Genomic DNA, 26,999 nt, shown 5'->3' on the forward strand with positions numbered 1-26,999 from the left:
TGGTGCTGCGGCGGGGCGGGTGCCTCGCCGTAGCCGGTACCACCTATGCAGGCAGTAACGTCCATGACGAAAAAACCGACATTTTTACCCTGGTTCATTCTTCCCGCCACGCTGACCGCGATGGGGCTGGTCGTCGCGATGTTTGCGGTGATGCAGTTCAGCGTGCGTGCGTACATCCCCGGCTCGCTGGATGTCGGCGGCTTTACGCTGGCCAATTTCAGTGGCCTGTTCAAACGCATCTACGGCGACGCGTTTCTCAATACTGTGCTGCTCAGCGCCAAAACGGCTTTATTTGGTTTGCTGATGAGTTACCCACTGGCCTATGCGCTGGTGCGCACCCGCACTGCGTGGATCAAATCCACCATTCTGATCATCGCGATTACTCCGCTGTTTCTGGGGGAAGTGGTGCGCACCTATTCGTGGATTATCGTGCTGGGTAACAGCGGCTTTCTTAATAGCCTGCTGCTGGCGCTGGGCATCATCAGCCAGCCAATCCAGTTTATGTTTACCCAGACCGGCGTGGTGGTCGCGCTGGTGCATGTCACCATGCCGATCATGGTGCTGATGCTGGCGACGGCGCTGTCACACATCAATCCGGACTACGAAAAAGCCGCTACCAGTCTTGTTGCCGGGCCGGTCCGCGCGCTGCTGACGGTGACCATTCCGCTGTCGATTCCCGGCATCATCGCCAGCCTGACCACCGCGTTTGCCTGGACCTTCAGCGCTTTCGCGACGCCACAACTGATTGGCGGCGGGCGCGTCAGTACCGTGGCTACGCTGGTGTATCAGCTGGGCTTCTCCTCGATGAACTTCCCGTTTGCCGCAGCGCTGAGCATTGCTGGCCTGCTGCTGACCATTCTGCTGCTGCTGGCGCTGAAGCGCATGACGCGCTTCCTGCACGCCATGGGAGGGCACTGATATGACCCGTTCTCACAACGACAAACTGATCGCGCTGCTGGGTAAACTGCTGGTGATCGCCATTCTGGCGTTTGTCATGTTGCCCACCGTCGTGGTGTTTATCTCGTCGTTCAGCAGCACCTCCGTGCTGTTCTTCCCGCCGAAAGGCTGGTCGCTGCGCTGGTTTGAGCGGGCGCTGAGCTACGACGATTTTCGTCACGGCTTCTGGTCCGGACTGATTGTCACAGCATGGGCGTCAACGCTGGCGGTGATCATCGGTGCCACGCTGGCAATTGCCATTGAGCGCTATCGCTTTCCCTGCAAACAGGTGCTGGAGAGTATTCTGCTGTCGCCGCTGTTTATTCCGCATTTCACCATTGGCCTCGGCCTGCTGATGCTGGTGTCGCAGCTCAATCTGGGACGCGGCTACGCGCTGGTGATTTTCTGCCACGTGGTATTAGTGCTGCCGTTCGTGCTGCGCAGCGTCTATGTATCGCTAAAAAATCTCGAGCAGCGGATAGAACTGGCGGCCGCCAGTCTCGGCGCATCGCCGCTGCGCGTGGTATGGACCATTACCGTGCCGCTGATTCTGCCAGGCCTGTTTGGTGGCTGGCTGTTCGCGGCGATTCTCTCTTTCAATGAATTCACCGCCTCGCTGTTTATTACCACCCAGGCGACGCAGACGCTGCCGGTGGCGATGTACAACTACGTGCGCGAATTTGCCGACCCGACGCTGGCGGCGCTGTCGGTTATTTATATTGTGGTGACCGCCGCGATGTTAATTATCGCCAATAAATTTTTCGGGTTGGGAAAAATATTAAACGTTGAGGCCGGGCATTAATTTCGCTGTGCCATTAAGCCGCCGTTAAACATGACAACCTGGTGTTAATCGCCAGCGGCGCAATATTTGCGCCGCGCTGGTGGCATGCCAACTATTCGGGGATGACCTATGTCAGTAGAAAAAATCAATACCGTGATCGTCGGAGCGGGCCAGGCGGGTATCGCCATGAGCGAACATCTGGCGCAGATGCAGATCCCGCACGTGGTGCTGGAGCGCAGCCGCATTGCCGAGCGCTGGCGCTCCGAACGCTGGGACTCGCTGGTGGCCAACGGCCCGGCGTGGCACGACCGCTTTCCTTCGCTGAAGTTTGATAACATTTCGCCGGAGGCGTTTCCGCCGAAAGAGCGCATGGCGCAGTATTTCGAGGATTACGCAAAGATGCTCAACGCGCCGGTGCGCACCGGGGTTGAAGTACAGCAGGTGACGCGGCTGCCCGGACGCAGCGGCTTCCGGGTGGTGACGTCGGTGGGAGAATTCGACGCGGACAATGTGGTTGCTGCCACCGGGCCGTTTCAGAAGCCCGCGTTCCCGGCCATCGTGCCTGAAGGCGCGATGCCGCAGCAGATCCACTCATCGGCGTACAAGAATCCACAGCAGCTGGCGCCCGGTGCGGTGCTGGTGGTCGGTGCGGGTGCGTCCGGCACCCAGATTGCCGAGGAGCTGCGTCAGGCCGGCCGCGAGGTGTTTCTGTCGGTCGGTGAGCACTACCGCCCGCCACGCGCCTATCGCGACCGTGATTACTGCTGGTGGCTTGGCGCGCTGGGACTGTGGGACGAAGTGAAAATCAAGCCGAAGAAACAGCACGTGGCCTTTGCCGTCAGCGGCTATGAAGGCGGTAAAACCGTGGATTTCCGCCGGCTGGCCCATATGGGCATTACGCTGGTCGGCATCACCGAGCGCTGGGATAACGGCGTGCTGCGCTTTGCGCCGGGGCTGGCAGAGAATATCGCCGAAGGTGACAGAGCCTATTTCGAGGTGCTGCGCGATGCGGATGCGTACATTGAGCGCAACGGGCTGGATTTACCGGCCGAGCCGCAGGCGTGGGAGCTGTTGCCGGATCCGGACTGCCTGTTAAATCCGCTGATGCAGCTGGACGTGCAGGCGGCGGGCATCAGCACCATTATCTGGGCTACCGGGTTTAAATTTGATTTCAGCTGGCTGCAGGTGGATGCGTTTGATGAACAGGGCCTGCCATTCCACAAGCGCGGTATTTCTGCCGAGCGCGGTATTTATTTCCTTGGCCTGCCCAATCTGGTCAACCGGGCGTCGTCGTTTATTTACGGCGTGTGGCACGATGCGAAATATATTGCCGACCACATCGCGCTGCAAAATGCCTATTCGGATTACGTAAAGTCGTAATTATTTTCCAGGTGCGCATGAATGCGCACCCTACGGAGAAAGTTCACCCTTAAATTGTATCATGTAGGGTCGCTATTAATAGCGACCCGCTATAGCGACTGAACCGTATTTATTCTGGCTCTGCTGGTGGATGAGGCAATCGGGAAGATGACGTATAGCTTTTATAGAGCGCTTTGATATCAGGATCATCAACCGCACCGTAGTAAATGTCTTCTTTATCTAAACCGTCCAACCCTTTTATGCCACTAATCATTGCCGGCCATTCGCTTCGACTGGCAATATCAACAACGCAGGGGAGTAAATAATTATCCAGATGGCCTTTAGCGGGTTCACGAATCTCAGCGCTGAGTGCGCTAAGATACGCATCTTTTTTGGTTCTTGCCCATTCAATGGCAAAGCCAGCACGGTAGGTCATTTCCATAAATAGCAACAGCAACGTTCGACCATTACCATCCAGAAAAGGATGAGCAAAAGCCAGTTGTCCCATAACCTCACCCGGTTTTTTTCTGAACCGCGATGAGTCGCTGGCAAGGCGCAGTGCATAATCAACGGCGAGCTGAATCGAGTGGGGCTGCTCAAACATGGTAAAATGAGCATCTTCTGGCATGCCTTTAAAAACAGCAAGATGAGGAACTAACTCGTTGCGATCTTTACCCGCCCAGGGATAAAAGTCAGAAAACAGAATTTTATGAACTGACAAAAAAGTGCTGTAAGTGATTGCAGGTTGAAGTGCCAGTAAATGAAGCGCATCTTCGACGCTCGATTCAAAGGCCAGATGCTCAGCTTTTTTTACCTCATCCGCATCTTTAAGCCCCAACGCGTTTCTCAGGTAGCCAGAAGTAGAAAAATCGCTGAAAGGATCAAACGTCATGCGCTGAAGTTCTGCTTGTGCTCACGTTTTTCCTGCAGATAAGAACCCTGAAGCTTCAGCGTTTCTGCTTTAGTCAGTACACCTTTTCTTTTGAGATTAACCAGCAGTTGTTCAACGTAATCCAGTTCTACTCTGTCGCCTGCCAGATGAGTAATCGCAGCAGCCATCAGGCTGACACCGTCACGCTCGGCGGTGATATGGTTAGCCTTCGCTAAATTCTGGATCTGGCTGGCAATACTCAGAGATGTATTTCTGCTCATAATTAATCTCCCGTCAGAAGTTCAATTTTAGCACGCTGCATCGTCAAAGTCAGTGGGAAGAGTCGCTGAACCACAGGGCATCTCTCAGCGGTAACACTGGTGAAGTCTGACATAGCAATCATCAGATTCCAGATAAAAAAATGCCGGTGGGCGATTGCTCGCGCACCGGCATCGGTTCGATTGACTCAGCGATGGCCTATTACAGCGCCATATCCTGCTTCGCGGACTCTTCGCGCGGTTTGGCCTGCGCAGGTGCCGACTGCTGATCGTCCATGTTAATCACAGGCGGTTTGGTCAGCTGCAGCACGGATGCGGTGTTATCCCATACCTGCTGGGTCAGCGCGGTGTTGCCGTTCAGCTTCTGGCCGAAGCTTGGCACGATAGCGCGGATCTTCTGCTGCCACTCCGGTGACGCGAACTGCTGTGGGAACAGCTTCTGCATCACGTTCAGGGTGATCGGTGCCGCGGTAGATGCACCCGGTGAAGCACCCAGCAGGGCCGCCACGGTTTTCTGCTGATCGGTCACGATTTCGGTACCCAGCTTCAGCACGCCGCCTTTCTCAGCATCTTTCTTGATGATCTGCACACGCTGGCCGGCCTGAATCAGTTTCCAGTCCTCTTTACGCGCGTTCGGGTAGTACTCTTTCAGCGCGGCAAAACGGTCGTCATCGTTCAGCATCACCTGACCAATCAGGTATTTCACCAGGTCAAAGTTATCGATGCCCACGTGCGTCATCGGCATGAAGTTGCTGGTGGTGGTGGCGCTCAGCAGATCGAACAGCGAACCGTTCTTCAGGTATTTGGTCGAGAACGTGGCGAACGGCCCAAACAGCACCACTTTTTTACCGTCGAGGTTACGGGCATCGATGTGCGGTACCGACATTGGCGGTGCGCCTACGGAAGCCTGACCATACACTTTCTGCAAGTGACGGCTGGTGATTTCCGGGTTTTCGGTCATCAGGAACGAACCGCCCACCGGGAAACCGCCGTAATTATCGGCTTCAGGAATACCGGTTTTTTGCAGCAGCTTGATCGCCGCACCGCCCGCGCCGATGAATACGTATTTCGCATCCACTTCACGGTTTGCGCCGCTCTTCACGTCTTTGATGGTGACGTGCCAGGAGTTGTCGCTGTTGCGTTTGAAATCGGTGACTTCAGAGGAAGTTTCCAGCTTGAAGTTCTGATCTTTCTGCAGGCTGCCGATCAGCTGACGGGTAATTTCACCGTAGTTCACATCGGTACCCACCGGCGTCCAGGTGGCGGCCACTTTCTGATTCGGATCGCGACCTTCCATCACCAGCGGTGCCCACTGCTCGATCTGCTTGTGATCGGTAGAGAACTTCATGCCCTGGAACAGGGTGGTTTTCTGCAGCGCCGCATAGCGTTTGGTCAGGTATTCGACATTTTTGTCGCCCCAGACAAAGCTCATGTGCGGGGTGGAGTTAATGAACGAACGCGGATCGTGCAGCACGCCACGCTGTACCTGGCTGGTCAGGAACTGGCGGGTAATCATGAACGATTCATTGATTTCCAGCGCCTTGCTCACATCGATGGAACCGTCTGCACGCTCTGGCGTGTAGTTCAGCTCCATGTTGGCAGAGTGGCCAGTACCGGCGTTATTCCAGCCGTTGGAGGATTCCAGCGCGACGCCGTCGAGACGCTCAACCATCAGTTGTTTCCAGCCCGGTTGCAGCTCCTGCAGCCAGGTACCGAGCGAGGCGCTCATGATACCGCCGCCAATCAGCAGCACGTCGGTTTTTTCTGGTGCGTTCTCAGCGTGAACCGCTGAAGAGACAAGCAGTGCCGTCAGCGAAAGCGCGGACACAAGTTTTTTGGTCTGAGTCATGCCAGTCCTGTTTATTCTTTGCAGATGAACGTTAAAAATTCGGTTGGCAAATTAAAAGATTGTTACGAAAAGATTAACTTGTTTTTAGTTAATTAACTATTGATGGCAATTAATTAACTTTCATAAAAGCGGGATGGCGAAATAAGCGGCAGGAATACAGCAGCAATGCGGGAAAAAGCAACAATATATCCGCTAACGGAGCGCGGTTATTATTTATAACGACGGGCACGACTTAGGTCAAATTAAATCCGCTGCAGCGATGACAAATCATGCACTATCACTGCACGGAGCGTGTTGATGATCTGACGCCGAATGGGTTTACCCTAAGGTCTCTGATGACTTGTTTAACTTTCGCGTGGACATGAGCATGGCGGGCAAAACCCTGTATGAAAAGCTGATCGAACAGCATGTGGTACGTCACCTGGACGATGAGGGGCACGTGCTGCTCTATATCGACCGGTCAATCCTCAATGAATACACCAGCCCGCAGGCGTTTAGCGGTCTGCGCGACCGGTCGCGTCGCGTGCGTCATCCGGCCACTATTCTACTCAACGTCGACCACGTGAACCCGACGCGGCCAGTGCGCGATGCGGCGATGACCGACGCTGGCGGTCAGCTGCAGGTCGATTACTTCCGCAAAAATGCGGAGCACTTTGGCATCGAGCTGTTTGACGTGCTCGATCCGCGACAGGGCATTGAACATGTGGTGGCGCACGAGCAGGGGCTGGTGATGCCAGGCATGGTGATTGCCGCCGGCGACAGCCATACCACCACTTACGGGGCGTTTGGCGCGCTGGGGTTCGGCATCGGCACCTCGGAAATCGAGCACCTGCTGGCGACACAGACATTGATTTATCGCACGCTGAAAACCATGCGCGTTGAAGTTACCGGCGAGCTGCCGTTTGGCTGCGCCGCCAAAGACATCGTGCTGGCGTTGATCGAACAGATTGGCGCTTCCGGCGCCACGGGGTATGCGATTGAGTTTACCGGCAGCGCGATCGATGCGCTGAGCATGGAAGGGCGTATGACGCTATGTAACATGGCGGTGGAAGCCGGTGCGCGCGGAGCGATTATCGCGCCGGATGACAAGGTCTACGCTTACATTGCCGGCAAACCGCAAATGCCGGTGGGCGAGCTGTGGCAGCAGGCGCTGGCCGAGTGGCGCACGTTGCGCAGCGATGATGATGCGGTATTTGACCGGCAACTGACCATTGATTGCAGCGATCTGGAACCGAAGGTCACCTGGGGCATCAGCCCGGATCAGGCCTGCGCCATCAGCGGCCACGTGCCTAATCCGGCTGACGAACCCGATCTGGTGAAACAGCAGGCGATGAAAAATGCGCTGCACTATATGGGGCTGCAGGCCGGCACGCCGCTGGCCGACATTGCCATCACCCACGCGTTTATCGGCTCCTGCACCAATGGGCGCATTGAAGATTTGCGCGCTGCGGCAGCGGTGATTGGTACCCGCAAAATCGCGCCGCACGTGCGCGGCATCATCGTGCCGGGCTCAACCCAGGTGCGGCAGCAGGCGGAGGCGGAAGGACTGGCGGCCATCTTTATCGACGCTGGCTTCGAGTGGCGTCAGTCGGGCTGTTCGATGTGTCTGGCGATGAACGAAGATGTGCTGGCACCGGGCGATCGCTGCGCATCGGGCACCAATCGTAACTTTGCCGGCCGTCAGGGCGCGGGCGCGCGTACTCACTTAATGAGTCCGGCGATGGTCGCCGCCGCTGCGCTGGCGGGCCATCTGGTTGATGTTCGTCACTATCTGCAATCCGGGGTTTAATATGCAAGCTTTCACTACCATCACCGGCAAGCTGGCACCGCTGCCGGCTGCTAACATCGATACCGATGTGATTATGCCCAAGCAGTTTCTCAAAGGCATTGACCGGCAGGAGCTGGACCGCGGCGTGTTCTTTGACCTGCGCTTTCTGGCCGACGGTGCACCAAACCCTGATTTCATCCTCAATCAGCCGGGCTGGCAGAACGCGACGTTTTTGCTGGTCGGCGCCAACTTTGGCTGTGGCTCCAGCCGCGAACATGCAGTGTGGGGGCTGAATCAGCTGGGCATCCGCGCGATTATCGGCACCAGCTTCGCCGGCATTTTTGACGACAACTGCCAGCGTAACGGCGTGCTGACGCTGAGCCTGAGCGAGGCGGATTATCAGCGTCTGAGCGCGGTGGCCGCCGATGCGCAGCGCAACACCATCAGCGTGTCGCTGGAGCAGCAAACCATTCAGTTCGCGGATGAAGTGATTCACTTTACGGTCAGTGCCCTGAAGCGCGAAATGCTGATCGGTGGCGGCAGCGCGGTGGACTGGACGCTGCAATATGAAGCGGATATCCGCCAGTTTGAAGCGCAGCACTTTGCGCAGCGCCCGTGGCTGCAGCGCACCAGGGAGCAACCATGAGTAAGATTATCGATCGCGGCCCGTCGCCGTTTATCGCCGGTTTTACCTTGCAGGATGTGACGCTGGATAATGGCGTTACGCTGCGCGTGGCCAGCGGCGGCAAGGGCACGCCTTTGCTGATGCTGCACGGCCATCCGCAAAATCATCTGGCCTGGCGTAAAATCGCACCACAGCTGGCGCAGCATTATCAGGTGATCCTGCCGGATTTGCGCGGCTACGGTGACAGCAACAAGCCCGCCAGCGATGCTGAACATCTGCCGTATGCCAAACGCAGCATGGCACAGGATATCAGTCAGCTGATCGACGCGCTTGGCCTGCAGCGCGTGGCGTTTGTCGGCCACGATCGCGGCGGGCGCGTCGGGCACCGGCTGGCGCTCGATCATCCGGAGAAAGTCAGCTGCTGCGTGTTTGTCGATATCGCACCCACTGCCACCATGTACGCGCTGACCGATCAGGCGTTCGCCACGCGCTATTTCTGGTGGTTCTTCCTGATTCAGCCGCACCCGCTGCCGGAGACCATGATTGGTCACGATCCGGCGTTCTTTTTGCGTAAACACATTGATGGCCAGCTGAAAACGCCGGGTGCGACCGAAGCGGCGATATTCGAAGATTATCTGCGCTGCTATCAGGATCCGGCGATGATCCACGCGGTATGTGAAGATTATCGCGCCGCCGCCAGCATTGATTTGCAACACGATGCCGCTGACAGCGACCGGCGCATTGCCTGCCCGTTGTTACTGTTGTGGGGCGAAAAGGGCACGGTCGGTCAGCTGTATGATGTGGTGCACACCTGGCAGGACAAGGCGCTGCAGGTGCAGGGCGAGGCGTTACCGTGCGGCCATTCACCGCAGGAAGAGGTGCCAGAGCGGTTTCTGCACTCGCTTCAGCGCTTCCTGGGATCTGTGTTATAACCACGTGGCGTTCACTCACCATGTGCTGTTATGAAAATACTGCTTGCCGGAAAAAGTTATCAGAAGCCGTTACAGGGTTGGCCGTCGATTGAAGACCTGTACGTGTTTATCAGCGTGGCGCGGCATGACGGTTTCGGCCGCGCGGCGATTGAGCTGGGTCAGTCACCGTCTTACATCAGTAAACGCATCGCCATTCTGGAAAAACAGCTGGAGACGCGGCTGTTTTTCCGCACTAACCGCGTGATGCGCCTGACGCCGGAAGGTGAAAAAGCGCTTGAGGGCGCGCTGCAGGTAGTGCAGGAAATGGATGGCTTTCTCAATAATTTCCGTCAGTGGCGCGGCGAGCTGACCGGGGAAATTACCGTCGGCTGCTCATTTGGTTTCGGTCAGGACTATTTATCGGATGCGGTTTCGGCATTTATTCACCAGCATCCGTCGCTGAATATTAAACTGATGCTAAGCGATCGGGCATTCGACCTGCTACAGAGCGGCACGGATGTAGAAATCTGCGTTGGCGATGATCTCAATCCTTCCTATATTGCCCGCCGGCTGATTGCTAACCGGCGTATTTTATGTGCCGCGCCGGCGTATTTATCCCGCGCCGGTATGCCAGCCTCGCTGGATGCGTTAATTCATCACAGCTGTCTGATCATTAATGAGCGCGATAATTCATTTGGTAACTGGGCATTGACCAATGGCGAGCAGCAGGTGTTGTGTCGCCTGAACAGCCATTACTCTTCCAATAGCGGCAAGGTGATTCTGCACTGGGCATTGCAGGGGCATGGTATTGCGCTGCGTTCAGCGTGGGATGTGGCGCCGTATCTGGCGACGGGCGAGCTGGTGGCGGTATTACCGCAGTGGTATCAGGAAGCCAATATCTGGGCGGTGTATACGCAACGCGCCGCAGAATCGCAGCGTATTAAAGTTTTTCTCGATTTTCTCGCTGCCTATTTTAATGAAAAAAGCCTGCCGGAAATGACGGGCAGGCCATAAACAGAAAAACGTGTTAATCCCAGCATCAGCCGTAAGCCACCTTGTCATTGATGTGATACAGCGTCGCAGTGGCTGCCATCACGTGCTGGCCGTCGTGGCCCGGCTCATGCGATTCAACGTCGGTAATATGATAACCGACGGCTCCAGCCGCCTGGGCTTTTTTCACAATGGCGTCTGTTAACTCTTCCATTGACGTGGCCCAGCTTACTGAGGTCACACCTGCCGGATGGATTGAGGATAATTCGCGGTGCGTCAAATCGGCGCGAATTAAAACCGGTTTAACATTTTGCGGCGTAAAAATGGAAATCACATCGTTAATTAACGCTTTCATGGTCTTACTCCTCAAAAATAACAACAGAGCCGGAAGTGAATTAACCGATCCTGAGATCGTTGTTTATTGGTTTATACATTCCGGCAAAGCGCACGGTGAATCATCATGCCGGTAGGGTTAATAAACACCTTTTGAGGTTATGCGTTTTAGCTTTAATTGCTAATCAGATGTTAAGAAAAGTTCCGCCACAACTCCGGTAATGTTTCGCTAATATTTTTTCATCTGCTTACATTTGCCATTAAAAAAGTCGGTGCATCATGTGCAGGCAAATCCGGCCATCCGTGGCCCTGCGGCTTAAAACTCGCGCTGGCCGCCCAGTTCGATCACCCGGTTGGGCGGAATATGAAATTGCTCATGGGCGCGCAGCGCGTTGCGCTGGCAGAAGTGAAAAATTCCGCCGCGCACCCGCGCCAGGCCGCGGCGTTTTTTCATCACCAGCGTATCGTGCGCGGTAAAAAATGACGCTTCATTCACCGTGCAGCCAAAACCTTCCAGTCCGCACAGATGCAGAATCTCGGCCATTGACGGCACTTCACGCCAGCCATAAGCGGCAGTGACCTGCCAAAACGACGGCGACAATTGCGTAATGCTGATGCGCTGCTGGTTATAGACGCGCGGCGTGTCGGTGGTGCGGATATGCAACAGCACCACGCGGCGGTGCAGCACGCGGTTATGCTTGAGGTTGTGCAACAGCGCCTGGGGAATTTCAAACTCCTTGCGCGCGAGGAAGATGGCGGTGCCCTCGACGCGGTTCGGCGGATTGCTCTCCAGCGATTTCACCAGCGCCAGTAAACCGTCCTGGTCGTTATTTAAGCGGCGAATCAGGCGGTTACGCTCGCTGCTCCAGATCAGCATCAATCCCATCATGGTCAGCGCCAGCAGCACCGGCACCCAGCCGCCGGACAGCAGCTTCATCAGGTTGGCGATGAACAGCGGCACGTCGACCACCAGCATACACAGCAGGAACAATAGCGCCAGCGGCAGCGGCCAGCGCCAGTTACGCAGCGCCACCACGCCCGCCAGACAGGCCGTGATCACCATGGTGCCGGTCACCACGATGCCGTACGCCGAGGACAACGCCGACGACTGACGGAAAGCCAGCACAATCAGCATCACGGCGGTAAACAGCAGCCAGTTGACCACCGGAATGTAAATCTGCCCGGACTCAGTATGCGAGGTAAAAATGATGCGCATCGGCGGTAAAAAGCCCTGGCGAATGGCCTGATGCGTCAGGGTATAGACGCCGGAAATCACTGCCTGCGCCGCGATGACCGTGGCCAGCGTTGATAGCACAATCAGTGGAATCTGCGCCCAGCCGGGAGCCAGATTAAAGAACGGATTGTTCAGCGCCTGCGCATTTGCGATCACCAGCGCGCCCTGGCCAAAGTAATTCAGTATCAGCGCCGGCATGGCGATCACCAGCCAGGCTAGACGAATCGGCGCTTTGCCCAGGTGGCCCATATCCGCATACAGCGCTTCCGCGCCGGTCACCGCCAGCACCACCATGCCCATCGCCGCGAGCGAGAGCGCTTTGTGGCTGAGCAGGAAGGTCAGCGCATAGGACGGACTGAGCGCGTGCAGCACTTCCGGGTTGAGCAGAATACCGCGAATGCCGAGCGCGCCGATGGCCACAAACCAGACAAACATCACCGGGCCAAACACCCGGCTGACCTTTTCCGTGCCGTGTTTCTGGATAATGAACAGCAGCGCGAGAATGGTGAGCGCCAGCGGCACCACATATTTTTCCAGCCCGGGCGAGACCACCTGAATCCCTTCAATGGCCGACAGCACCGAGATGGCCGGGGTGATCACGCCATCACCGTAGAAAAATGCGCCACCAATCAGACCGGCCAGCACGATGATATGACCGGCTTTGCGGCCAACGTTGCGGCGAGCCAGCGACATCAGGGTGAGAATGCCGCCTTCGCCGTCGTGGTCGGCGCGCATCACGAAGCAGACATATTTCAGCGTGACGATGAGCGTCAGCGCCCAGAAGATCAGCGACAGAAAGCCCATCACCGCCAGTGCCGACGGCGCGCCGTCCGGCAAAATCGACAGACACTCTTTCAGGGTATACAGCGGGCTGGTACCGATATCACCAAACACGATGCCGGCGGCGGCCAGCATGCCAGCAGGCAGAGACTGTTTCTCTGATTGACTCATACATTTCCTGTTTTTTCAGGGAGAAAGGGCGAGCGCCATCAACCGCACTGGCGTGTCGCAATCACCCACTTTTATGCTGGCGAAGATAGCCTTTCAGCGGCGTAATCGGTAGGGGTTGGCGTTTTTTTGTACACGATTTTTATACCAATCGGCCAAATTTTTACGCCATTTTTACACCGCTGCGGCTTTTTCAACCTGAAGTGTAGACGATTCAGACAGCAGCAGAAGCGGGCTGGCTGGCAGAAAATGGGATGGGGGAGCGCAGATAGCGAGATGATTAAAAATGCAGGAAATAGCGATGCTAAGACTTTGTACCAAAAATTATATCCGTACCCTCCGACCGCACAATATGTAGCGGCGCGATTTATCGCGCTGAGTGAAACACCGCACAACTGCCCGAATGCGCAATAAATTGCGCCGCTACGATGGGTGCGGTAATCCTGTTCCTGCCTGCATCAACAGGCAGGTAATCCTTACCAACCCTTAATAATATCGCCTTTATAAATCTCGTTGGCTTTATCCAGTACCGGCTGGGACTGGAACGCTTCTTTCAGCTTCTGCACGTTCGGGCTGTCTTTATTATCTTCGCGCGCCACAATCGCATTCACGTACGGCGACGCTTTGCCTTCCATAAACATCCCGTCACGCGAGGCGGATAAATTCACCAGCGCGGCAAAGTTATTATTAATGATCGACAGATAAACCTGCGGATCGTCCAGCGTGCGCGCCAGCTGCGGCGTATCCACTTCCACAATCTTCAGCTTTTTCGGGTTGTCGGTAATGTCCAGCGTGGTCGGCAGCAGACCGGCTTCGGGTTTCACCTTCAGCAGGCCCTGCGCCTGCAACAGCAGCAGGCTACGCCCCAGAGTGGTCGCTTCGTTAGACACGGTCACGGTAGCGCCATCCGGCAGATCCTGCAGTGATTTAATCTTGCGTGAATAACCGGCAATCGGGAACACGAAGGTATTGGTCACGACGGCAAATTTATACCCGCGCTCTTTGGACTGCATCTCCAGATAAGGCAGGCTCTGGAACGCATTGGCATCCACATCTTTATTGAACAGCGCTTCGTTCGGCTGCACGTAATCGTTAAACGCCACTACATCGACATCGAGCTGATATTTATCGTGTGCCACCTGCTTCACGGTCTGCCACAGCGCCTCATCCGGTCCGGTATTGATCGCCACTTTAATTTTGTTTTCGTTGTGGTTGTCACAGGCGCTGAGCAGGGTGACAGAGGCCGCCAGCAGGGCGGTAAGCCATGTTTTTTTCATTGTTTGCAGGTTTCCTTATGTTTGCAGGAAACCGACTATAGTATGCGTCCAGACGTCTGTACATCCGTGTGCGGTGCGATCGCCTGGTATTTATCCAGCGCGTCTGTGTAAGCGCTACGGCTGTGGATGTTGCAGACAGGCCAGATAGCGACGGCCCGACTGCTGTACCGCCTCATCGGCACGCGCGAGAATTTCGCGGCCGGCAAACGCGCCGTACAGGCGCGTAAACTTCACGCCCTGCAACCGCTGCAGCATGGCCGTCACCGTGGCGCCGGCCAGCGGTAACATATTGGGATAGCTCCACATAAACGAAACCGCACTGGCACCGGGCGTTACCTGCAGAATATCGCCGCTCAGCAGCACGCCGCCGTCGTGCGCCCAGTGCAGCACCGTGCCGCCGGCAAAGTGGCCGCCGAGACGTAACAGCCGCACGCCCGGCAGCAGATCACAGCTGTCGCCGTGCCAGGGCTGCAGACGGGGCGATGCGCGCATAATCCACTCGCTGTCGCTGGCGTGCAGATAAACCGGCGCGTCGAAGGCGTCGGCCCAGTCCTGCATGGTGCTGTAATAATGGGGATGGGAGATGGCGATGGCGTGCAGGCCGCCGAGTGCACGCAGCAACGTGACGGTGGCGTCATCCAGATGGGCGATGCAATCCCACAGGATATTGCCGTGCGGCGTTTGCAGCACAATGGCGCGCTGGTTAATGGCAAAATCCGGTACGGTTTGCAGGCTGAGCAGCCCGGGCGCCAGCTGTTGCCACTGGTTTTGATGCGAGGCGCGCAGCGCAGACTGATCGATCCACTGCTGCCCGCCGGGCGGCACAAACTGGCGTTCATCCTGACAAATGCGACACTGCGTAAGGGCAGGTTGCTGCTGCTGATAAGACGTGCCGCAGGCGGTACAAATGGTGATCATGGCTTCTCCTCACAGTCCGGTGAGGATCAGTGTAGGCAAGGTGCGAGGTTAGCGCGCGGCGTCCTGCTGTGGCTGCAGCTGATAAATCCACGCCGTCCGCTGCTGGCCGTCGGTCGTGGTGACCTCAACCGGCACCCGGTCGTAGCCATCTTCAAACTCATCCAGCATCGGCCAGTGCAGCGCCAGCCGGTCCGAGATGAACAGATAACCCGGCACGCGCGCGCCGTGCTCATCAAGTACGATGCCGGGAAAATCAGCGGCCGCGCCCCAGCCGTTGGCATAGTAAGTGCCGGCGACCGTCCCTGCCAGCCACTCACCGCCGATGTTTTCCAGGATATGCGCATTGCACTGGCCCGGCTGCAGCGTGCCGTAAACGAAAAGCGTGTTCATTTTCCCTCGTAAAATCATGCAAAAGCGCTACTTTACCTGCCTGCTGCCGCCCTGTCATCCGCCAGGGAAAGGCCACACCGGCAGCGAAATTCTGCGTTACCGGTGGTGCGATGGCTCGTAATGTGAGGACGCGCGCGGCATTAAACGGTTAACGTAGCCGCAGATGTTTACCGCTGCTGCCAGCCAGCTTTCTCATTTTCGAGGTATCCGCGCTATGTTGAAGGGTTCCAGCCTCTGCCGGGGTGCAATCAGGGGGTATCCGCACTCCGCCCAGTTTGATGGCAAAAAGTTTCGCAATGTCCAGCCGCGTCAGTCGCTGAGCTTTGGCGACTACCGCAAAATGCTGTGGGATTTCCTGTTCAATAAACCGAAAGATACCCAGCCGCCGGCCGCGCTGCCGGTGCAGCCCATCACGGCCGCCGCGCTGACACAGGCCGCCCCCAACAGCGTCTTTCGCCTCGGCCACTCTTCGCTATTGCTGAAGCTCAATGGCCAGTTCTGGCTGACCGATCCGGTGTTCGCCGAGCGCGCGTCACCCTTTAAGCGACTGGGGCCGAAGCGATTTCAGCCAGCGCCGATTGCCGTGGCCGATCTGCCGCCGATCGAAGGCATTATTTTGTCGCACGACCATTACGATCATCTCGATTACCACACCATCATGCAGCTGAAAAATCGGGTGAAGCACTTTCTCACGCCGCTCGGCGTCGGCGATTTGCTGATTAAGTGGGGCGTTGCGCCGGAGAAAGTCATCCAGCTCGACTGGTGGCAGTCGCGGGATATCGGCGGCATCCATTTTGTCGCGACGCCGTCGCAGCACTTTTCCGGCCGTGGCCTGTTCGACAGCAACAAACGGTTGTGGTGTTCGTGGACGCTGATTTCTGACCAGTTCCGCCTGTTTTTTGGCGGTGACTCCGGTTACTTTGACGGTTTCAAAGCGATTGGCCGGAAATACGGTCCGTTTGATGCGGCGTTTCTGGAAAATGGCGCTTACGATGCGCGCTGGGCCGACATTCATATGCTGCCGCAGGACACGCTGCGCGCGTTTCAGGATCTCAACGCACGCTGGCTGTTTCCGATTCACAACGCGGCTTTTGATTTAGCGTTTCACCGCTGGGACGATCCTTTTACCCAAATCGTCCAGCTGGCGGCGGAGCATCAGGTTGCACTGTGTCTGCCGATGCTGGGCGAGGGCATTGATCTGTTACAGCCGCAGCCCACCGCGGCCTGGTGGTAAAGCACGCAACCCGATGGCCGTTTGGCTATCGGGTTGCGCAGGTCAGGCCGTGATTTCGTCGTACAGGCTGCGCAGCCGGGTGCGCAGAAACAGAACCGCTTTATGTTTGCGCGACAGAAGCGCCTGCACGCTGTCGCCGCTTTCAGCGGCCAGATCCTGATAGCTGAAGCCGAGCAGTTCGGTCTTTTCAAATACCTCGCGCTGCGCAGCAGGCAGTTCCGCGAGCGCATCGTCCAGCTCTTCCCACAGCAGCGTCTTCAGATACTCATCCTCCGGCGTCTGCGCCACGCCAAACAGCGTTTCGGCAATTTCATCCTCGGGAAAATCCTCGTCTCCGGCGGCGTTGAACAGCGAGAGCTCGCGTTTTTTTCGTGACCGATCGGTGATCTCGTTGCGCGCGGCGCGAAACAGCCAGGCGCTGACGTTCTCCACCGGCTGTTCCACCTGCAGCAGTTTCCAGCTGATCTCCTGCAGGATATCTTCGGCCTCATCGTGCCGCTCGCTGCGGCCGCGAATAAAGGCGCTGAGCTTAGTGCGGCAGGCGCCGAGGGCCGCCAGCAGCCGCGAATCCTGCGCCATGCCGTTTACTCTGCATCCGGGGACTTGGCGGGCGCATCGTCTGCCGGCGGGCGAGGATCGTCACGCTGGCTGCGGCGATCGTGCCAGTCACAGCGTCCGCCATGATGACCACGGCCGCCAAACCGCTCGCGCCGCTGCTGCATAAAGGCTTCGCGCTGCTCCGGCGTCATCTGCATCCAGCGTTCATGCATGCGGCGACGCGCCATGCCAAACATACCGGGATGGAAGCCCAGCCCGCCAAACAGGATACGACACAGCACCAGCAGCCCCAGCGCCTGCCAGAAGCCAATACTTTTTACGCCGGTCAGTTCCGGCAGCAGCGCATTCCACAGCGACATCACCAGCAGGCCAAGGGCAGCAAACAGCACCACGCCGAGCAGCAGCGGTTTCGCCATGCGGTGATGACCAAAGCGGTGACCACGTGAATGCTGATGTCTGTCAAAATCTCTCATTGGGGTTCCTCATTACGGTGATAAACAGGGTTGGTGATGAGGTAGACGAATCAGCGACGAAAATATTGCTGAAAAAATGAAAAAAGTGCGCGCTGCACGCCAGGCCGCTGGCTTGACTTCTTCCCTGCCTGCCAGTAGGTTGACCGATCTCTGTTGTTCTACCGGATTGCGTTATGACTGCCCGTTCCTCTAAAGCCCGCGAAATCATGGCCTGCACCCGCCAGTTGCTCACCGCCGGCGGCTATAAAAGCTTTAGCTATGCCGATATTGCCGCCCAGGTGGATATCCGTAAGGCCAGCATTCACCACCATTTTCCCGGCAAAGCCGATTTGGTGAAAGCGGTGGTAGAGGAATATCGTGCTGAGGCGCAGGCGGGCATGCAGGCGATGGATGAACAGATCAACGATCCGCTGAACGAAGTGAAGGCCTACGTCGATTACTGGGCGCACTGCATTAAAGAGGGAACTTCGCCTTTCTGCATCTGCGCGATGCTGGCGGCGGAAATGCCCACGCTGCCGCCGGATGTCGCCACGGAAGTCAGCGGCCACTTCAGCGATCTCTCCGGCTGGTTAGCGCGCCAGCTGAGCAAAGGTGCCGCCAGCGGCGTTTTCCAGCTCAGCGACAGCGCTGAAAACGAAGCCAAAACGCTGATGGCCAGCGTGCACGGCGCGATGCTGGCGGCGCGGGCATTCAATAACGCCGGGATGTTTGAGCAGATCACTCATCCGCTGCTGCATAAGCTGATCAAAACCGCCTGACGATGCGCAATTAGTGCGCCCCTGCCTGGACGGGTGTGGTTTGCTGACGCAACGAAGCTTCCATCCTGTCCACCAGCGTTAGCGCTTCCCGCAAATGCAGCAGGATAATTTCCCTGTCTTCCTGCATTTCCGCCAGCTCTTCCAGCATTTCGCACTGCTCCGTCAGCTGACGGATGCCGGTGACGCGCAGCGATCCGGTGATGCGATGAAACAGGCTGGCGGCAGTCGCGAGATCGCCGCTTTGTACCACGTCAATCGCCTGCGTCAGATCGGTGCGTGCTTCATTAATCACGATGTCGAGAAAATCCGCGATCGCGCCGGGGCTGTTGGGCATATATTTCTCGATTTCGGCAATATCCACCCAGTCAGAAAAATCATCACCGACCGACAGCGCGCTGGCGCTGTGAATCTGGCTCAGAATCGTGGTTAACTGCGCCAGCTTAACCGGCCGGAATACGCACTCGTTCATGCCCGCTTCGAGGCAGCGCTGACGCTCCGACTGCTGCGCGTTGGCGGTGATACCGATGATATAGGTGTGCTTATCTTCCCGGCGGATGTTGCGCGTCATATCCAGACCGTTCATCACCGGCATATTGCAATCGGTAATGATCACGTCCGGCTTCTGCTGCTGCCACTGCGCCAGGCCTTCTTCACCGTTGTTCGCTTCGCGGAAACTATGACCTAACAGCGTCAGCTGACGCGAAATCAGCAGGCGGTTGGCCGGATGATCGTCAATGATCAGCACATTCAGCGCGACCTGCGGCGCAGCGGGCAACGGTTCCGCGACCGGAGACGGCAGCGGGGTAGCGATATCACGCACGCTGACCGGCACGGCGACGTTGAGCACGGTGCCGACGCCGGGTTCGCTCTCCAGAGAAATGCTGCCGCCCATCAGGCGGGTGATCTCCTGGCAGATAAACAGGCCCAGCCCGGTGCCGGCGTTATCCGACAGGCCGGCCTGTTCGAACGGGCGGAAAAGCGCATTTTGCGCTGCTTTATCGATGCCGCGTCCGGTATCGGCCACCTGGATCCGCAGCTCGGTATGGCTCTCCAGCGGCGTCAGACCCACCGTAACCTTCACTTCACCCTGATCGGTGAACTTGACGGCGTTACCCACCAGGTTAGACAGCACCTGGCGTACGCGACTGGCATCGCAAAACAGATCGTCATCGCCGACCGGCAGCATCAGGTTCAGGTTGATGCCTTTTTGCCGCGCCAGGCCGTCGAAGGCACAGATCACCGGACGCACCAGCGCATGCAGGCTGACCCACTGCGGCTGCAGCGTCATGCGTCCCGACTCAATTTTCGCCATATCGAGAATGTCGCCGACGATATCCATCAGGCTGACCGCCGCTTCGTGCGCCACGCGAATCAGTTCGGTATCGGCGCGGCCTTCCTGCGTCTGCAGTTCCAGCAGGCCAATCACCGCACTGAGCGGCGTGCGAATTTCATGGCTCATGGTGGCGAGGAAGTCGCTTTTGCTCTGGCTGGCCAGCTCAGTGGCTTCGCGCGCCAGCGAAAGATCTTCCAGCAATTGCAGGTAGTCGGTGACGTCCTGCCAGCCGCAAATCAGCCCGCCGCTGCCGACTTCATCGCCGGTGTACGAGGTCATCCAGTGACGGATATGGCGCTTCTGCCGCCCGTCATCAATAACAAATTCCGCCTCTTCCGGAATGTCGCCGGGTTGGATGTTTTTGTCGATCTGCTGCCACACGTGATAGAGCGGATGGCGACAGTCATACAGCGAATAGCCCAGATGGGTTTGTTCTTCCGGGGTGAAAAACTGGGTAAACGCCGGATTGGTGTGCACGATCATCCCATCCAGCGAGGCCACATAAAACGGCCGCGGCGGACCATTGATCAGGCGATCGCGCAGCTGAATTTCCTGGCGCAGCAGCGCTTTGGTGCGGCGCGTCCGTTTGACCTGCCGCATCAGCAGCACCGCCCAGACAAAGGTGACGGCGATGATGGTGGCTGCGCCCAGCGCGCCGACATAAAACTCTTTGCGGTACAGCTTCCAGGTGTCGAAATGCGCGGCGGGCGTGGCCTGCCAGTGGGTTAATACATCGGTCATCATGCCAGCCGGAATGGCGGCCAGCGCTTTGTTCATGATGTCCTGCAGTTCCGGCTCGCTGCGGCTGACGCCAAAGGCGATAGCCGCTTCCTGCGCCGGTTTCAGCTCAGTTAAGCGCAGTTTGCCGGGATACAGACCTTCAGAGAGATAGCGCGCGCCCACCAGCGTATTAATGGTGGCGTCGGTTTGCCCATCCGCCACCCACTGCATCGCCAGGCTGGGATTGCCAACATAATCGACTGACACATCAGGATATTTTTTCAGGAACCAGTGGGAGGCATCCTGCTCGCGCACCAGCGCGGCGCGCTTTGGCGGCGCATCCTGCGCGGCGGTGTTGGTCACCAGCACTTCCGGCGTGAACATAAATGGTGTGGTCATCAAAAAGTCACGGCTGCGCTGCTGGCTCCAGATCAGCGGTGCGGCAATCGTGACATCGCCGCGTTTCATCCGCGCGGTCAGATCGCGACTGTCGCTGATCTCAACAAAGTTGAAGCTTAGCCCGGTGCGCATTTCAATCAGGTTGAGCAACTCCGGCACGATGCCGGTGATTTCGCCTTGCGCGTTTTTGATAAAGAACGGTGCCACCAGGTCCGTGACCGCCATGTTGATTTGGTTATGCGTCTGCAGCCAGGCCTGCTCGGTGGGCGTCAGCGCCAGCGGCGTGGTGACAAAGCGCGTGATGTTGGCGATATCCCAGCGTGCGGCAATGATCTCACCGGCCGCGTGGCGCTGCAGGGCGTCAAACGCAATGCGCATCGCCCGCGCCAGCACGTGTTCTTTACTGTTGACCACAAAGCGATACGGCGAACTGAGATCGGGCAGAATGTGATCGATGGTTAGCGTATTCAGATAGTTGCGTTCAATCAGGTAATAGGCTTCCACCGCCGGCACATCGGCATAGGGCAGGGTGCCCATCGCGACCTGCGGCAGCTGGCTGTAGGGGGAGGTTATCGCCGGGCCAGGTAAAAACTCCTGACCGGCCAGTGGGTTACTGCTGCTGCGCACCACCCGCACCGGGCTGGCTTTCAGCGCGGTTACGCTGATAGTGTCGTTAACATGCGCCGGCACCGCCTCACCGGCCGGCACAAATATCATATCCAGCTCTTCGCGCGCCAGCGCGGCAAAGGCTTCGGGCGCGGTGTCATAATGTTTGACGCGAAAACTGATACCCAGGCTGTGCAGCGCAGCGTAAGCCGCATCGGGAATGTAGCCAAACACTCTTCCTTCAGGATTGGTGCGCAGCATCGGTGGCCGATCCGGCCCATAGATGCCAATCACGCTGTCGCGCTTTTGCCCCAGCCAGTGCCAGTCGCTGTCATTGAGCATCGGCGCGGGCATCGCCGGCAAATCGTTAGGCTGATAGTTAAGCTGCTGCACCGCCGCGCGCAGTGGGGCGACCAGCAGCAGCGCGCAGCACAGCGCGCACAGGAAAAAAAGTCGCATCAGTTAATCTGGTTCCGGCGGGTGAAATCGAGTAAATCCTTTTGATTTTTCAGCGATAACTTTTCCATCAGTCTGGCTTTATAGGTACTGACCGTTTTATTGCTGAGCTTCATGCGGTTGGCAATTTTGACAATCTCGGTGCCTTCACCGAGATAGCGCAGCACTTCATATTCGCGATGCGACAGCAGCAGCAATTTGTCGCTGTCCTGCACCAGTTGATCGCCCTCCGCCTGGTGACTCAGGCGCAGCGGGAAAAAACCATAGCCGGAAAGCACCGCGTCAACGGCTTGTGCCAGGTCGTTCAGATTGTTCTTTTTACTGATAAAACCATTGGCACCTGCTTTTTTACTCTTATAGGCGTAAAATTCCGCGTTTTTCCCGCTCATCACAATCACCGGAATTAATGAGCCCGCGGTGCGAAGATTCCTGACCGCTTCAATACCATCAATGCCGGGCAGATCTATATCAATAATTGCCGCATCGGCGCCATTCTCTTTGATCAGGCTAAATATATTGTCGCCATCAACAGCCTCTGCTGAAACACGATGCCCGGCATTTTCCAGCACCAGTCTTATCGCCACGCGCACAATGGGATGATCATCAACAATAACAAAGTTAGCCATACGCACTGCCTTTCTCTTAATTAAACTGAGTACGCTCGTTCAAAAGCACACTTATATAATGTCATCTTAATCAACTCAAGATCATTCTGTACATGGGCATTTATTTTTAAATGTAGTCCATAACTTACAGCTGATTACTGGCTGTCTTATTTACAACGATAAAATCTCGCCTGCGACTTTTCTGCTTAGCATAAAGATTATTCACTAAGGATAAACGGCGCGAATTTATTAAACTTAAGTGCTGAAGATTAAAGGTTCGTAAGTTTTTAAAAAGTTAACATGACAACAGAGGGTGGCAAGGTTAGCGCTTTAATAACAGCGACTTACCGTAAATCTTTAAATGTTTTATGTTATGGGTAAGTTATGAGATCTGCATCAGGTGAATTATTTGATAAATAAATTAGTCGTTGTTGTTATATTTAGGCAATAAGCCGAGTGTGCATCAATTCGGGTAAATGAATAAACGCTGAATTAACCACGCTGAATTGCGGGTTGCAAAGGGAGACGTGGCGTTTATTCTCTGCGCACTCAGGTTGCGCGGAAGCATTGTTTTTGAATTATTTAAATTTCAAGGTGAGTAAACCTGTAGTCCTCAGCCTACAGCGTAATCTGATGGTTTTTATTTGTCTGGCGATTAGTTTTGAGACAGGTCTTAAAGAGGTTAAGACCTGTCTCAGCGTTAGAATTCAGCCCAATCCCGTAGCTTTAATTATTTTGCGGCATCAGGTGAAGGAGAAAATTCCTATCGCATCGCCGCCGTTTAAACCGTTACGTCGTATCCGTCCGGGTTCGACATAATCAGAATCAGGAAAAATCATGAACAAAAATTATCGTGTTATCTGGAATTACGCCCAGCAATGTTATGTCGTGGCCTCGGAACTGGCACGCGGCAAAGTGAAGTCTTCCTGCTCTGGTGCAGCGACAAATAAATCATCCCTGATTATCGGCGCGCTGGGTTCAGCGCTGCTGCTGGCCGGTTCACCGGCGGCGCTGGCAGATAATGGCGCGACTGCAACAGGACCGGAACAAACTCTGAATCTCAGCAACCAGACGTTACAGGCGACGGGTAAAGATCATTACGGGTTGCTGGTTGAGAGCGGCGCTAAGGCCAGCGCCACGGATGTAACGGTATTAACTGATGGCGCTGATGGCTACGGTGTATTCTCCACGCTCGCTTCTTCTGATATTCAGATGACACGCGGCAGCGTGCAAACCACGGGCGATGGCGGCTACGGCGTGGTCGCCAGCCTGACCGGCGCATTTAAACTTGATGGCACCCGTGTAGAAACCAGCGGAAAAAACGCCTACGGCGCATACGCTTCTTCGGCCGGAATCATTAATAGCCAGAACGCAGACTATATAACGCACGGTGACAGTGCTTATGGTGTTTATTCCCGCGCTGCGGGTACGCTGATCGATATTACAGGCGGCAGCGTCACCACCAGTGGCACTAAAGCTTATGGTCTGGTGGCGGGTTCCGGCGGCAGACTTAATGCCAGCGATGTGACCGTTATTACCCAGGGTAACGATTCATCGGGTGTTTTTAGCAACCTGGCCCGCACGGAAGTCACTCTGCAAGGCGGCAGCGTCACCACCAGCGGCACTAAAGCCTACGGTCTGGCGGCGGGTTCCGGCGGCAAACTCAGCGCCAGCGGCGTGCAGGTGAACACCAGCGGTGACCAGTCGAATGGCGTAACTGCCAGCAATGCCGGTACGAAAGTGAATCTGGATAACAGCAAGGTTACTACCGCCGGAGCCAGTGCATTTGGTCTGTATGCCAGTGGTGCTTCAACGTTGGATGCCAGTAATGTGCAGGTCACTACCAGTGGTGATAAGGCCTATGGCGTAGTGTCCGAAAGTGCCGGCACTGCACTGACTTTCACGGGTGGAGAAGTGACGACTGGCGGACAAGGTGCATATGGCTTATATGCCAGAACTAATTCAACTCTTAACGTCGGCAACGTGATAGTCAACACCGCTGGCAAAAATGCGCACGGCGGCTACGTTACTGGCGAAGGCTCTGTACTGAATGTGGACAACAGTTCGTTTGTTGTCAGTGGCGCAGAAGCTAATGGCCTACAGGCGGACGGAAAATCGACGCTTAATGCCACAAACACCGCGATTGAGATTACGGGCGACGGCTCAGGCACTTACGCATCGGGAACAGGCACGGTGCTGAACCTGTCCGACAGTCACATTCACATGGGGCAGAATGCCGGAAACGCAGCACTGGGGAAGTATAACAGCACGACCAACCTCAAAAATGTTGAAATCATCACTGACGCCAGTAATGCTGCTTTGGCAGTGGGTTATGGCGCTACATTAAACAGCGATAATGTTAACGTGCAGGCGCGCAGCGGGGGTTTTGGCATTCAGGTCCAGGATGGCAGTACTTTCAGCGGTAATAATATTACAATTCAAAAAAGTGGCACGGACTCTGAAGGGTTTAATGCTGCAATAAATATGACGAATTTATATTATCCTGATGCACGGAATACTCTTTCCCTGAGCGATTCAGATATCAATGTATCCGGCGAAAATGCCACCGGCATTCTTTCCAGACGACAGGCCACGCTGGCGGACATTAAGCTTGCGAATACCACCATCACCGCCACTGACGGCACCGCCGTCAACGTGCTGACCGGCACCGATATGCATATCGACGCCGACAACTCGCTGCTGAGCGGTAGTACGCTGCTGAAAACCGGCTATGACACAGCAGAAGGTTCGACCGCCGGCTCGGTGGTGCTGAACGGCAGCAACCGCTCGCTGTTCATCGGTGACGTGGACATTGACCGCAGCCAGACCACCGCCAGCCAGATCAACCTGAGCGGCAGCTCGGCGTGGACCGGCGCGTCATCCGGCCTGCAGACGCTGACGCTCAGCGACAGCAGCCAGTGGAACATCATGGATAACAGCAGCGTGGATGCGCTGACGGCCAGTAACAGCGTGATCAACGTGGCGCACAACAACGCGAACTTCACGGTGCTGACCGTCAACGGCAACTACACGGCGGACAACGCCACGCTGGTGATGAATGCGGCGCTGGGCGGCGACACCTCGGCCACCGACCGGCTGCACGTGCTGGGTGACGTCAACGGCAACACCGACGTGGTGGTGAACAACGCCGGCGGCAGCGGCGCGCAGACCATTCAGGGCCTGCAACTGATTCAGGTGGACGGCGCGACCAACGGCGAATTCCGTCAGAAAGGGCGTATTGTCGCCGGTGCCTATGACTACAACCTGGTAAAAGGCGCGGATCAGCACGGCTGGTATCTGGTGAGCGACAAAAACGGCAGCGAAACCGATCCGGTTAACACCGATCCGGTGACCGCACCGGGCGAAGGCACCGGCGGTGACATCATCGCGCCGCCGGTGGGGCAGCACAATATGATCGTGCGCCCGGAAGCGGCGAGCTACAGCGCCAACCTCGCGGCGGCCAACACGCTGTTCGCCACCAGCATGGACGACCGCCCGGGCGTCACGCAGTACACGGACGCGAACGGCCGGCAGCAGCACACCCGCCTGTGGCTGCGCAACAGCGGCGGCCACAACCATCAGAAAGACAGCAGCGGCCAGCTGAAAACCGACACCAACCGCTACGCCATCCAGCTGGGCGGCGACCTGGCGAGCGGCACGCTGACCGGCACCGACAGCCTGCGCCTCGGCGCGATGGCCGGCTACGGCAACGCGCAGAGCAAATCGCGCTCGGCGGTGAGCGGCTATCAGTCGCGCGGCCAGGTGCACGGCTACAACCTGGGCATTTACGGCACCTGGCAGCAGAACGCGGCCGAGCGCAGCGGCGCATTTATCGACAGCACGCTGAGCTACAGCTGGTTCGACAACAGCATCAAGGGCGAGGACGTCGGCGAGGAGTCCTACAAGTCGAAGGGCATCCTGGCGTCGCTCGCCGGCGGCTACAGCGCCGAAGTGGCGACGCTCTCCGAGTCGACCGGCTTCTGGCTGCGTCCGCAGGCGATGCTGAACTGGCAGGGCGTGAAGGGCGATGACCTGACGGAAGGCAATGGCACCCGCGTGCGCGGCACCGGTGAAGATAACCTGCAGAGTCACGTCGGCGTGCGCGCCTCGCTGCGCTCTGCGCTGGAGCAGGGGCGCAGCGTGGAGCCGTACGTCGAGGCCAGCTGGGTGCACAACACCCGCGCGCTGGGCACCTCAATGAACGGCGTTACCATCCATCAGGCCGGCACGCGTAACGCCGGTGAGCTGAAGCTGGGCGTCGATGCCACGCTGAACGCCAACGTCAACCTGTGGGGCGGCGTAGCGCAGCAGCTGAGCAGCCATAGCTACAGCGACACCAGCGCCATCGCCGGCGTGAAGGTCAGCTTCTGATGAACAACGGCTCCCGCA

22 protein-coding genes are annotated in these 26,999 nt (G+C 56.9%); 10 read left to right on the top strand and 12 right to left on the bottom strand.

Annotated features, from left to right (window positions below):
* Positions 1-63: 63 nt before the first annotated feature.
* From C1Y42_RS12410 to C1Y42_RS12420, 3 genes are all read left to right on the top strand, one after another.
* On the top strand, positions 64-918 hold the full coding sequence (locus C1Y42_RS12410; RefSeq protein WP_104093586.1) for an ABC transporter permease: 855 nt from the start codon (positions 64-66) through the stop codon (positions 916-918).
* A 1-nt stretch (position 919) separates the two neighbouring features.
* Positions 920-1,738 carry an ABC transporter permease gene (locus C1Y42_RS12415; protein WP_058770557.1) on the top strand — a complete coding sequence of 273 codons (819 nt, stop codon included), beginning with the start codon at positions 920-922 and terminating at the stop codon, positions 1,736-1,738.
* A gap of 108 nt (positions 1,739-1,846) precedes the next feature.
* Positions 1,847-3,097 (top strand): NAD(P)/FAD-dependent oxidoreductase, encoded by a 1,251-nt coding sequence (locus C1Y42_RS12420; protein ID WP_104093587.1) that lies wholly within the window; start codon positions 1,847-1,849, stop codon positions 3,095-3,097.
* A 109-nt stretch (positions 3,098-3,206) separates the two neighbouring features.
* Here C1Y42_RS12420 and C1Y42_RS12425 read toward each other — a convergent pair whose 3' ends face one another.
* From C1Y42_RS12425 to mqo, 3 genes are all read right to left on the bottom strand, one after another.
* Positions 3,207-3,968 (bottom strand): Fic family protein, encoded by a 762-nt coding sequence (locus C1Y42_RS12425; protein WP_104093588.1) that lies wholly within the window; start codon positions 3,966-3,968, stop codon positions 3,207-3,209.
* Positions 3,965-4,228, bottom strand: coding sequence for a hypothetical protein (locus C1Y42_RS12430; RefSeq protein ID WP_104093589.1), 264 nt, complete (start codon positions 4,226-4,228; stop codon positions 3,965-3,967). The genes C1Y42_RS12425 and C1Y42_RS12430 overlap by 4 nt, the downstream gene beginning before the upstream one ends.
* A gap of 199 nt (positions 4,229-4,427) precedes the next feature.
* Complete coding sequence (gene mqo, locus C1Y42_RS12435; RefSeq protein WP_021509488.1) at positions 4,428-6,074, bottom strand: malate dehydrogenase (quinone); 1,647 nt, start codon at positions 6,072-6,074, stop codon at positions 4,428-4,430.
* A 367-nt stretch (positions 6,075-6,441) separates the two neighbouring features.
* Between mqo and leuC the strand changes: the two genes are divergently transcribed.
* From leuC to C1Y42_RS12455, 4 genes are read left to right on the top strand one after another with little or no spacing between them, the layout of a single operon-like run.
* Positions 6,442-7,863: a 3-isopropylmalate dehydratase large subunit gene (leuC, locus tag C1Y42_RS12440; RefSeq protein WP_058770123.1), complete on the top strand. Its 1,422-nt coding sequence runs from the start codon at positions 6,442-6,444 to the stop codon at positions 7,861-7,863.
* A gap of 1 nt (position 7,864) precedes the next feature.
* Positions 7,865-8,488, top strand: coding sequence for a 3-isopropylmalate dehydratase small subunit (gene leuD, locus C1Y42_RS12445; protein ID WP_104093590.1), 624 nt, complete (start codon positions 7,865-7,867; stop codon positions 8,486-8,488).
* The gene (locus tag C1Y42_RS12450) at positions 8,485-9,399 is read left to right on the top strand and encodes an alpha/beta fold hydrolase (protein WP_104093591.1); all 915 of its coding nucleotides are present in this window, start codon (positions 8,485-8,487) and stop codon (positions 9,397-9,399) included. Before leuD ends, C1Y42_RS12450 begins: the two co-directional genes overlap by 4 nt.
* A 30-nt stretch (positions 9,400-9,429) precedes the next feature.
* On the top strand, positions 9,430-10,392 hold the full coding sequence (locus C1Y42_RS12455) for a LysR family transcriptional regulator (RefSeq protein ID WP_021509484.1): 963 nt from the start codon (positions 9,430-9,432) through the stop codon (positions 10,390-10,392).
* 25 nt (positions 10,393-10,417) lie between these two features.
* Here the strand turns inward: C1Y42_RS12455 and C1Y42_RS12460 are convergent, their stop codons facing one another.
* The 5 genes from C1Y42_RS12460 to C1Y42_RS12480 form a co-directional block, all read right to left on the bottom strand.
* Positions 10,418-10,723 (bottom strand): DUF1471 domain-containing protein, encoded by a 306-nt coding sequence (locus C1Y42_RS12460; protein WP_021509483.1) that lies wholly within the window; start codon positions 10,721-10,723, stop codon positions 10,418-10,420.
* Positions 10,724-11,017: 294 nt separating this feature from the next.
* Complete coding sequence (gene kup, locus C1Y42_RS12465) at positions 11,018-12,886, bottom strand: low affinity potassium transporter Kup (RefSeq protein WP_058758791.1); 1,869 nt, start codon at positions 12,884-12,886, stop codon at positions 11,018-11,020.
* A 473-nt stretch (positions 12,887-13,359) separates the two neighbouring features.
* Entirely contained in the window at positions 13,360-14,160 is an 801-nt protein-coding gene (locus C1Y42_RS12470) for a MetQ/NlpA family ABC transporter substrate-binding protein (protein WP_104093592.1), read from the bottom strand.
* Between the two features lie 114 nt (positions 14,161-14,274).
* Positions 14,275-15,078, bottom strand: coding sequence for an MBL fold metallo-hydrolase (locus tag C1Y42_RS12475; RefSeq protein WP_104093593.1), 804 nt, complete (start codon positions 15,076-15,078; stop codon positions 14,275-14,277).
* Positions 15,079-15,126: 48 nt separating this feature from the next.
* Positions 15,127-15,468, bottom strand: coding sequence for a gamma-glutamylcyclotransferase family protein (locus tag C1Y42_RS12480; protein WP_021509479.1), 342 nt, complete (start codon positions 15,466-15,468; stop codon positions 15,127-15,129).
* Positions 15,469-15,682: 214 nt separating this feature from the next.
* Between C1Y42_RS12480 and C1Y42_RS12485 the strand changes: the two genes are divergently transcribed.
* Entirely contained in the window at positions 15,683-16,702 is a 1,020-nt protein-coding gene (locus C1Y42_RS12485) for an MBL fold metallo-hydrolase (protein ID WP_104093594.1), read from the top strand.
* Between the two features lie 42 nt (positions 16,703-16,744).
* Here the strand turns inward: C1Y42_RS12485 and C1Y42_RS12490 are convergent, their stop codons facing one another.
* Together C1Y42_RS12490 and C1Y42_RS12495 are read right to left on the bottom strand one after the other, a co-directional pair.
* Entirely contained in the window at positions 16,745-17,281 is a 537-nt protein-coding gene (locus C1Y42_RS12490) for an RNA polymerase sigma factor (protein ID WP_104093595.1), read from the bottom strand.
* Positions 17,282-17,286: 5 nt separating this feature from the next.
* Positions 17,287-17,733, bottom strand: a complete 447-nt coding sequence (locus C1Y42_RS12495) for a hypothetical protein (RefSeq protein WP_058770132.1) — start codon at positions 17,731-17,733, stop codon at positions 17,287-17,289.
* 173 nt (positions 17,734-17,906) lie between these two features.
* Here C1Y42_RS12495 and C1Y42_RS12500 point away from each other — a divergent pair, with 173 nt between their 5' ends.
* Positions 17,907-18,491 (top strand): TetR/AcrR family transcriptional regulator, encoded by a 585-nt coding sequence (locus C1Y42_RS12500; protein WP_021509474.1) that lies wholly within the window; start codon positions 17,907-17,909, stop codon positions 18,489-18,491.
* Positions 18,492-18,501: 10 nt separating this feature from the next.
* On the opposite strand, the gene C1Y42_RS12505 is transcribed toward C1Y42_RS12500, so the two are convergent.
* Positions 18,502-22,008, bottom strand: coding sequence for a response regulator (locus tag C1Y42_RS12505; RefSeq protein ID WP_104093596.1), 3,507 nt, complete (start codon positions 22,006-22,008; stop codon positions 18,502-18,504).
* Positions 22,008-22,631, bottom strand: coding sequence for a response regulator (locus tag C1Y42_RS12510; protein ID WP_021509472.1), 624 nt, complete (start codon positions 22,629-22,631; stop codon positions 22,008-22,010). The genes C1Y42_RS12505 and C1Y42_RS12510 overlap by 1 nt, the downstream gene beginning before the upstream one ends.
* Positions 22,632-23,447: 816 nt before the next feature.
* Between C1Y42_RS12510 and C1Y42_RS12515 the strand changes: the two genes are divergently transcribed.
* On the top strand, positions 23,448-26,981 hold the full coding sequence (locus C1Y42_RS12515; protein WP_104093646.1) for an autotransporter outer membrane beta-barrel domain-containing protein: 3,534 nt from the start codon (positions 23,448-23,450) through the stop codon (positions 26,979-26,981).
* Positions 26,982-26,999 lie beyond the last annotated feature (18 nt).

This window comes from Pantoea sp. ICBG 985 (assembly GCF_002928365.1).
GTDB lineage: Bacteria > Pseudomonadota > Gammaproteobacteria > Enterobacterales > Enterobacteriaceae > Pantoea > Pantoea dispersa.

Excerpts from the sequence above, each read along its gene's own strand:
- C1Y42_RS12410 (WP_104093586.1), top strand. The coding sequence starts at position 64 with ATGACGAAAAAACCGACATTTTTACCCTGGTTCATTCTTCCCGCCACG.
- C1Y42_RS12415 (WP_058770557.1), top strand. The coding sequence starts at position 920 with ATGACCCGTTCTCACAACGACAAACTGATCGCGCTGCTGGGTAAACTG.
- C1Y42_RS12420 (WP_104093587.1), top strand. The coding sequence starts at position 1,847 with ATGTCAGTAGAAAAAATCAATACCGTGATCGTCGGAGCGGGCCAGGCG.
- C1Y42_RS12425 (WP_104093588.1), bottom strand. The coding sequence starts at position 3,968 with ATGACGTTTGATCCTTTCAGCGATTTTTCTACTTCTGGCTACCTGAGA.
- C1Y42_RS12430 (WP_104093589.1), bottom strand. The coding sequence starts at position 4,228 with ATGAGCAGAAATACATCTCTGAGTATTGCCAGCCAGATCCAGAATTTA.
- mqo (WP_021509488.1), bottom strand. The coding sequence starts at position 6,074 with ATGACTCAGACCAAAAAACTTGTGTCCGCGCTTTCGCTGACGGCACTG.
- leuC (WP_058770123.1), top strand. The coding sequence starts at position 6,442 with ATGGCGGGCAAAACCCTGTATGAAAAGCTGATCGAACAGCATGTGGTA.
- leuD (WP_104093590.1), top strand. The coding sequence starts at position 7,865 with ATGCAAGCTTTCACTACCATCACCGGCAAGCTGGCACCGCTGCCGGCT.
- C1Y42_RS12450 (WP_104093591.1), top strand. The coding sequence starts at position 8,485 with ATGAGTAAGATTATCGATCGCGGCCCGTCGCCGTTTATCGCCGGTTTT.
- C1Y42_RS12455 (WP_021509484.1), top strand. The coding sequence starts at position 9,430 with ATGAAAATACTGCTTGCCGGAAAAAGTTATCAGAAGCCGTTACAGGGT.
- C1Y42_RS12460 (WP_021509483.1), bottom strand. The coding sequence starts at position 10,723 with ATGAAAGCGTTAATTAACGATGTGATTTCCATTTTTACGCCGCAAAAT.
- kup (WP_058758791.1), bottom strand. The coding sequence starts at position 12,886 with ATGAGTCAATCAGAGAAACAGTCTCTGCCTGCTGGCATGCTGGCCGCC.
- C1Y42_RS12470 (WP_104093592.1), bottom strand. The coding sequence starts at position 14,160 with ATGAAAAAAACATGGCTTACCGCCCTGCTGGCGGCCTCTGTCACCCTG.
- C1Y42_RS12475 (WP_104093593.1), bottom strand. The coding sequence starts at position 15,078 with ATGATCACCATTTGTACCGCCTGCGGCACGTCTTATCAGCAGCAGCAA.
- C1Y42_RS12480 (WP_021509479.1), bottom strand. The coding sequence starts at position 15,468 with ATGAACACGCTTTTCGTTTACGGCACGCTGCAGCCGGGCCAGTGCAAT.
- C1Y42_RS12485 (WP_104093594.1), top strand. The coding sequence starts at position 15,683 with ATGTTGAAGGGTTCCAGCCTCTGCCGGGGTGCAATCAGGGGGTATCCG.
- C1Y42_RS12490 (WP_104093595.1), bottom strand. The coding sequence starts at position 17,281 with ATGGCGCAGGATTCGCGGCTGCTGGCGGCCCTCGGCGCCTGCCGCACT.
- C1Y42_RS12495 (WP_058770132.1), bottom strand. The coding sequence starts at position 17,733 with ATGAGAGATTTTGACAGACATCAGCATTCACGTGGTCACCGCTTTGGT.
- C1Y42_RS12500 (WP_021509474.1), top strand. The coding sequence starts at position 17,907 with ATGACTGCCCGTTCCTCTAAAGCCCGCGAAATCATGGCCTGCACCCGC.
- C1Y42_RS12505 (WP_104093596.1), bottom strand. The coding sequence starts at position 22,008 with ATGCGACTTTTTTTCCTGTGCGCGCTGTGCTGCGCGCTGCTGCTGGTC.
- C1Y42_RS12510 (WP_021509472.1), bottom strand. The coding sequence starts at position 22,631 with ATGGCTAACTTTGTTATTGTTGATGATCATCCCATTGTGCGCGTGGCG.
- C1Y42_RS12515 (WP_104093646.1), top strand. The coding sequence starts at position 23,448 with ATGAACAAAAATTATCGTGTTATCTGGAATTACGCCCAGCAATGTTAT.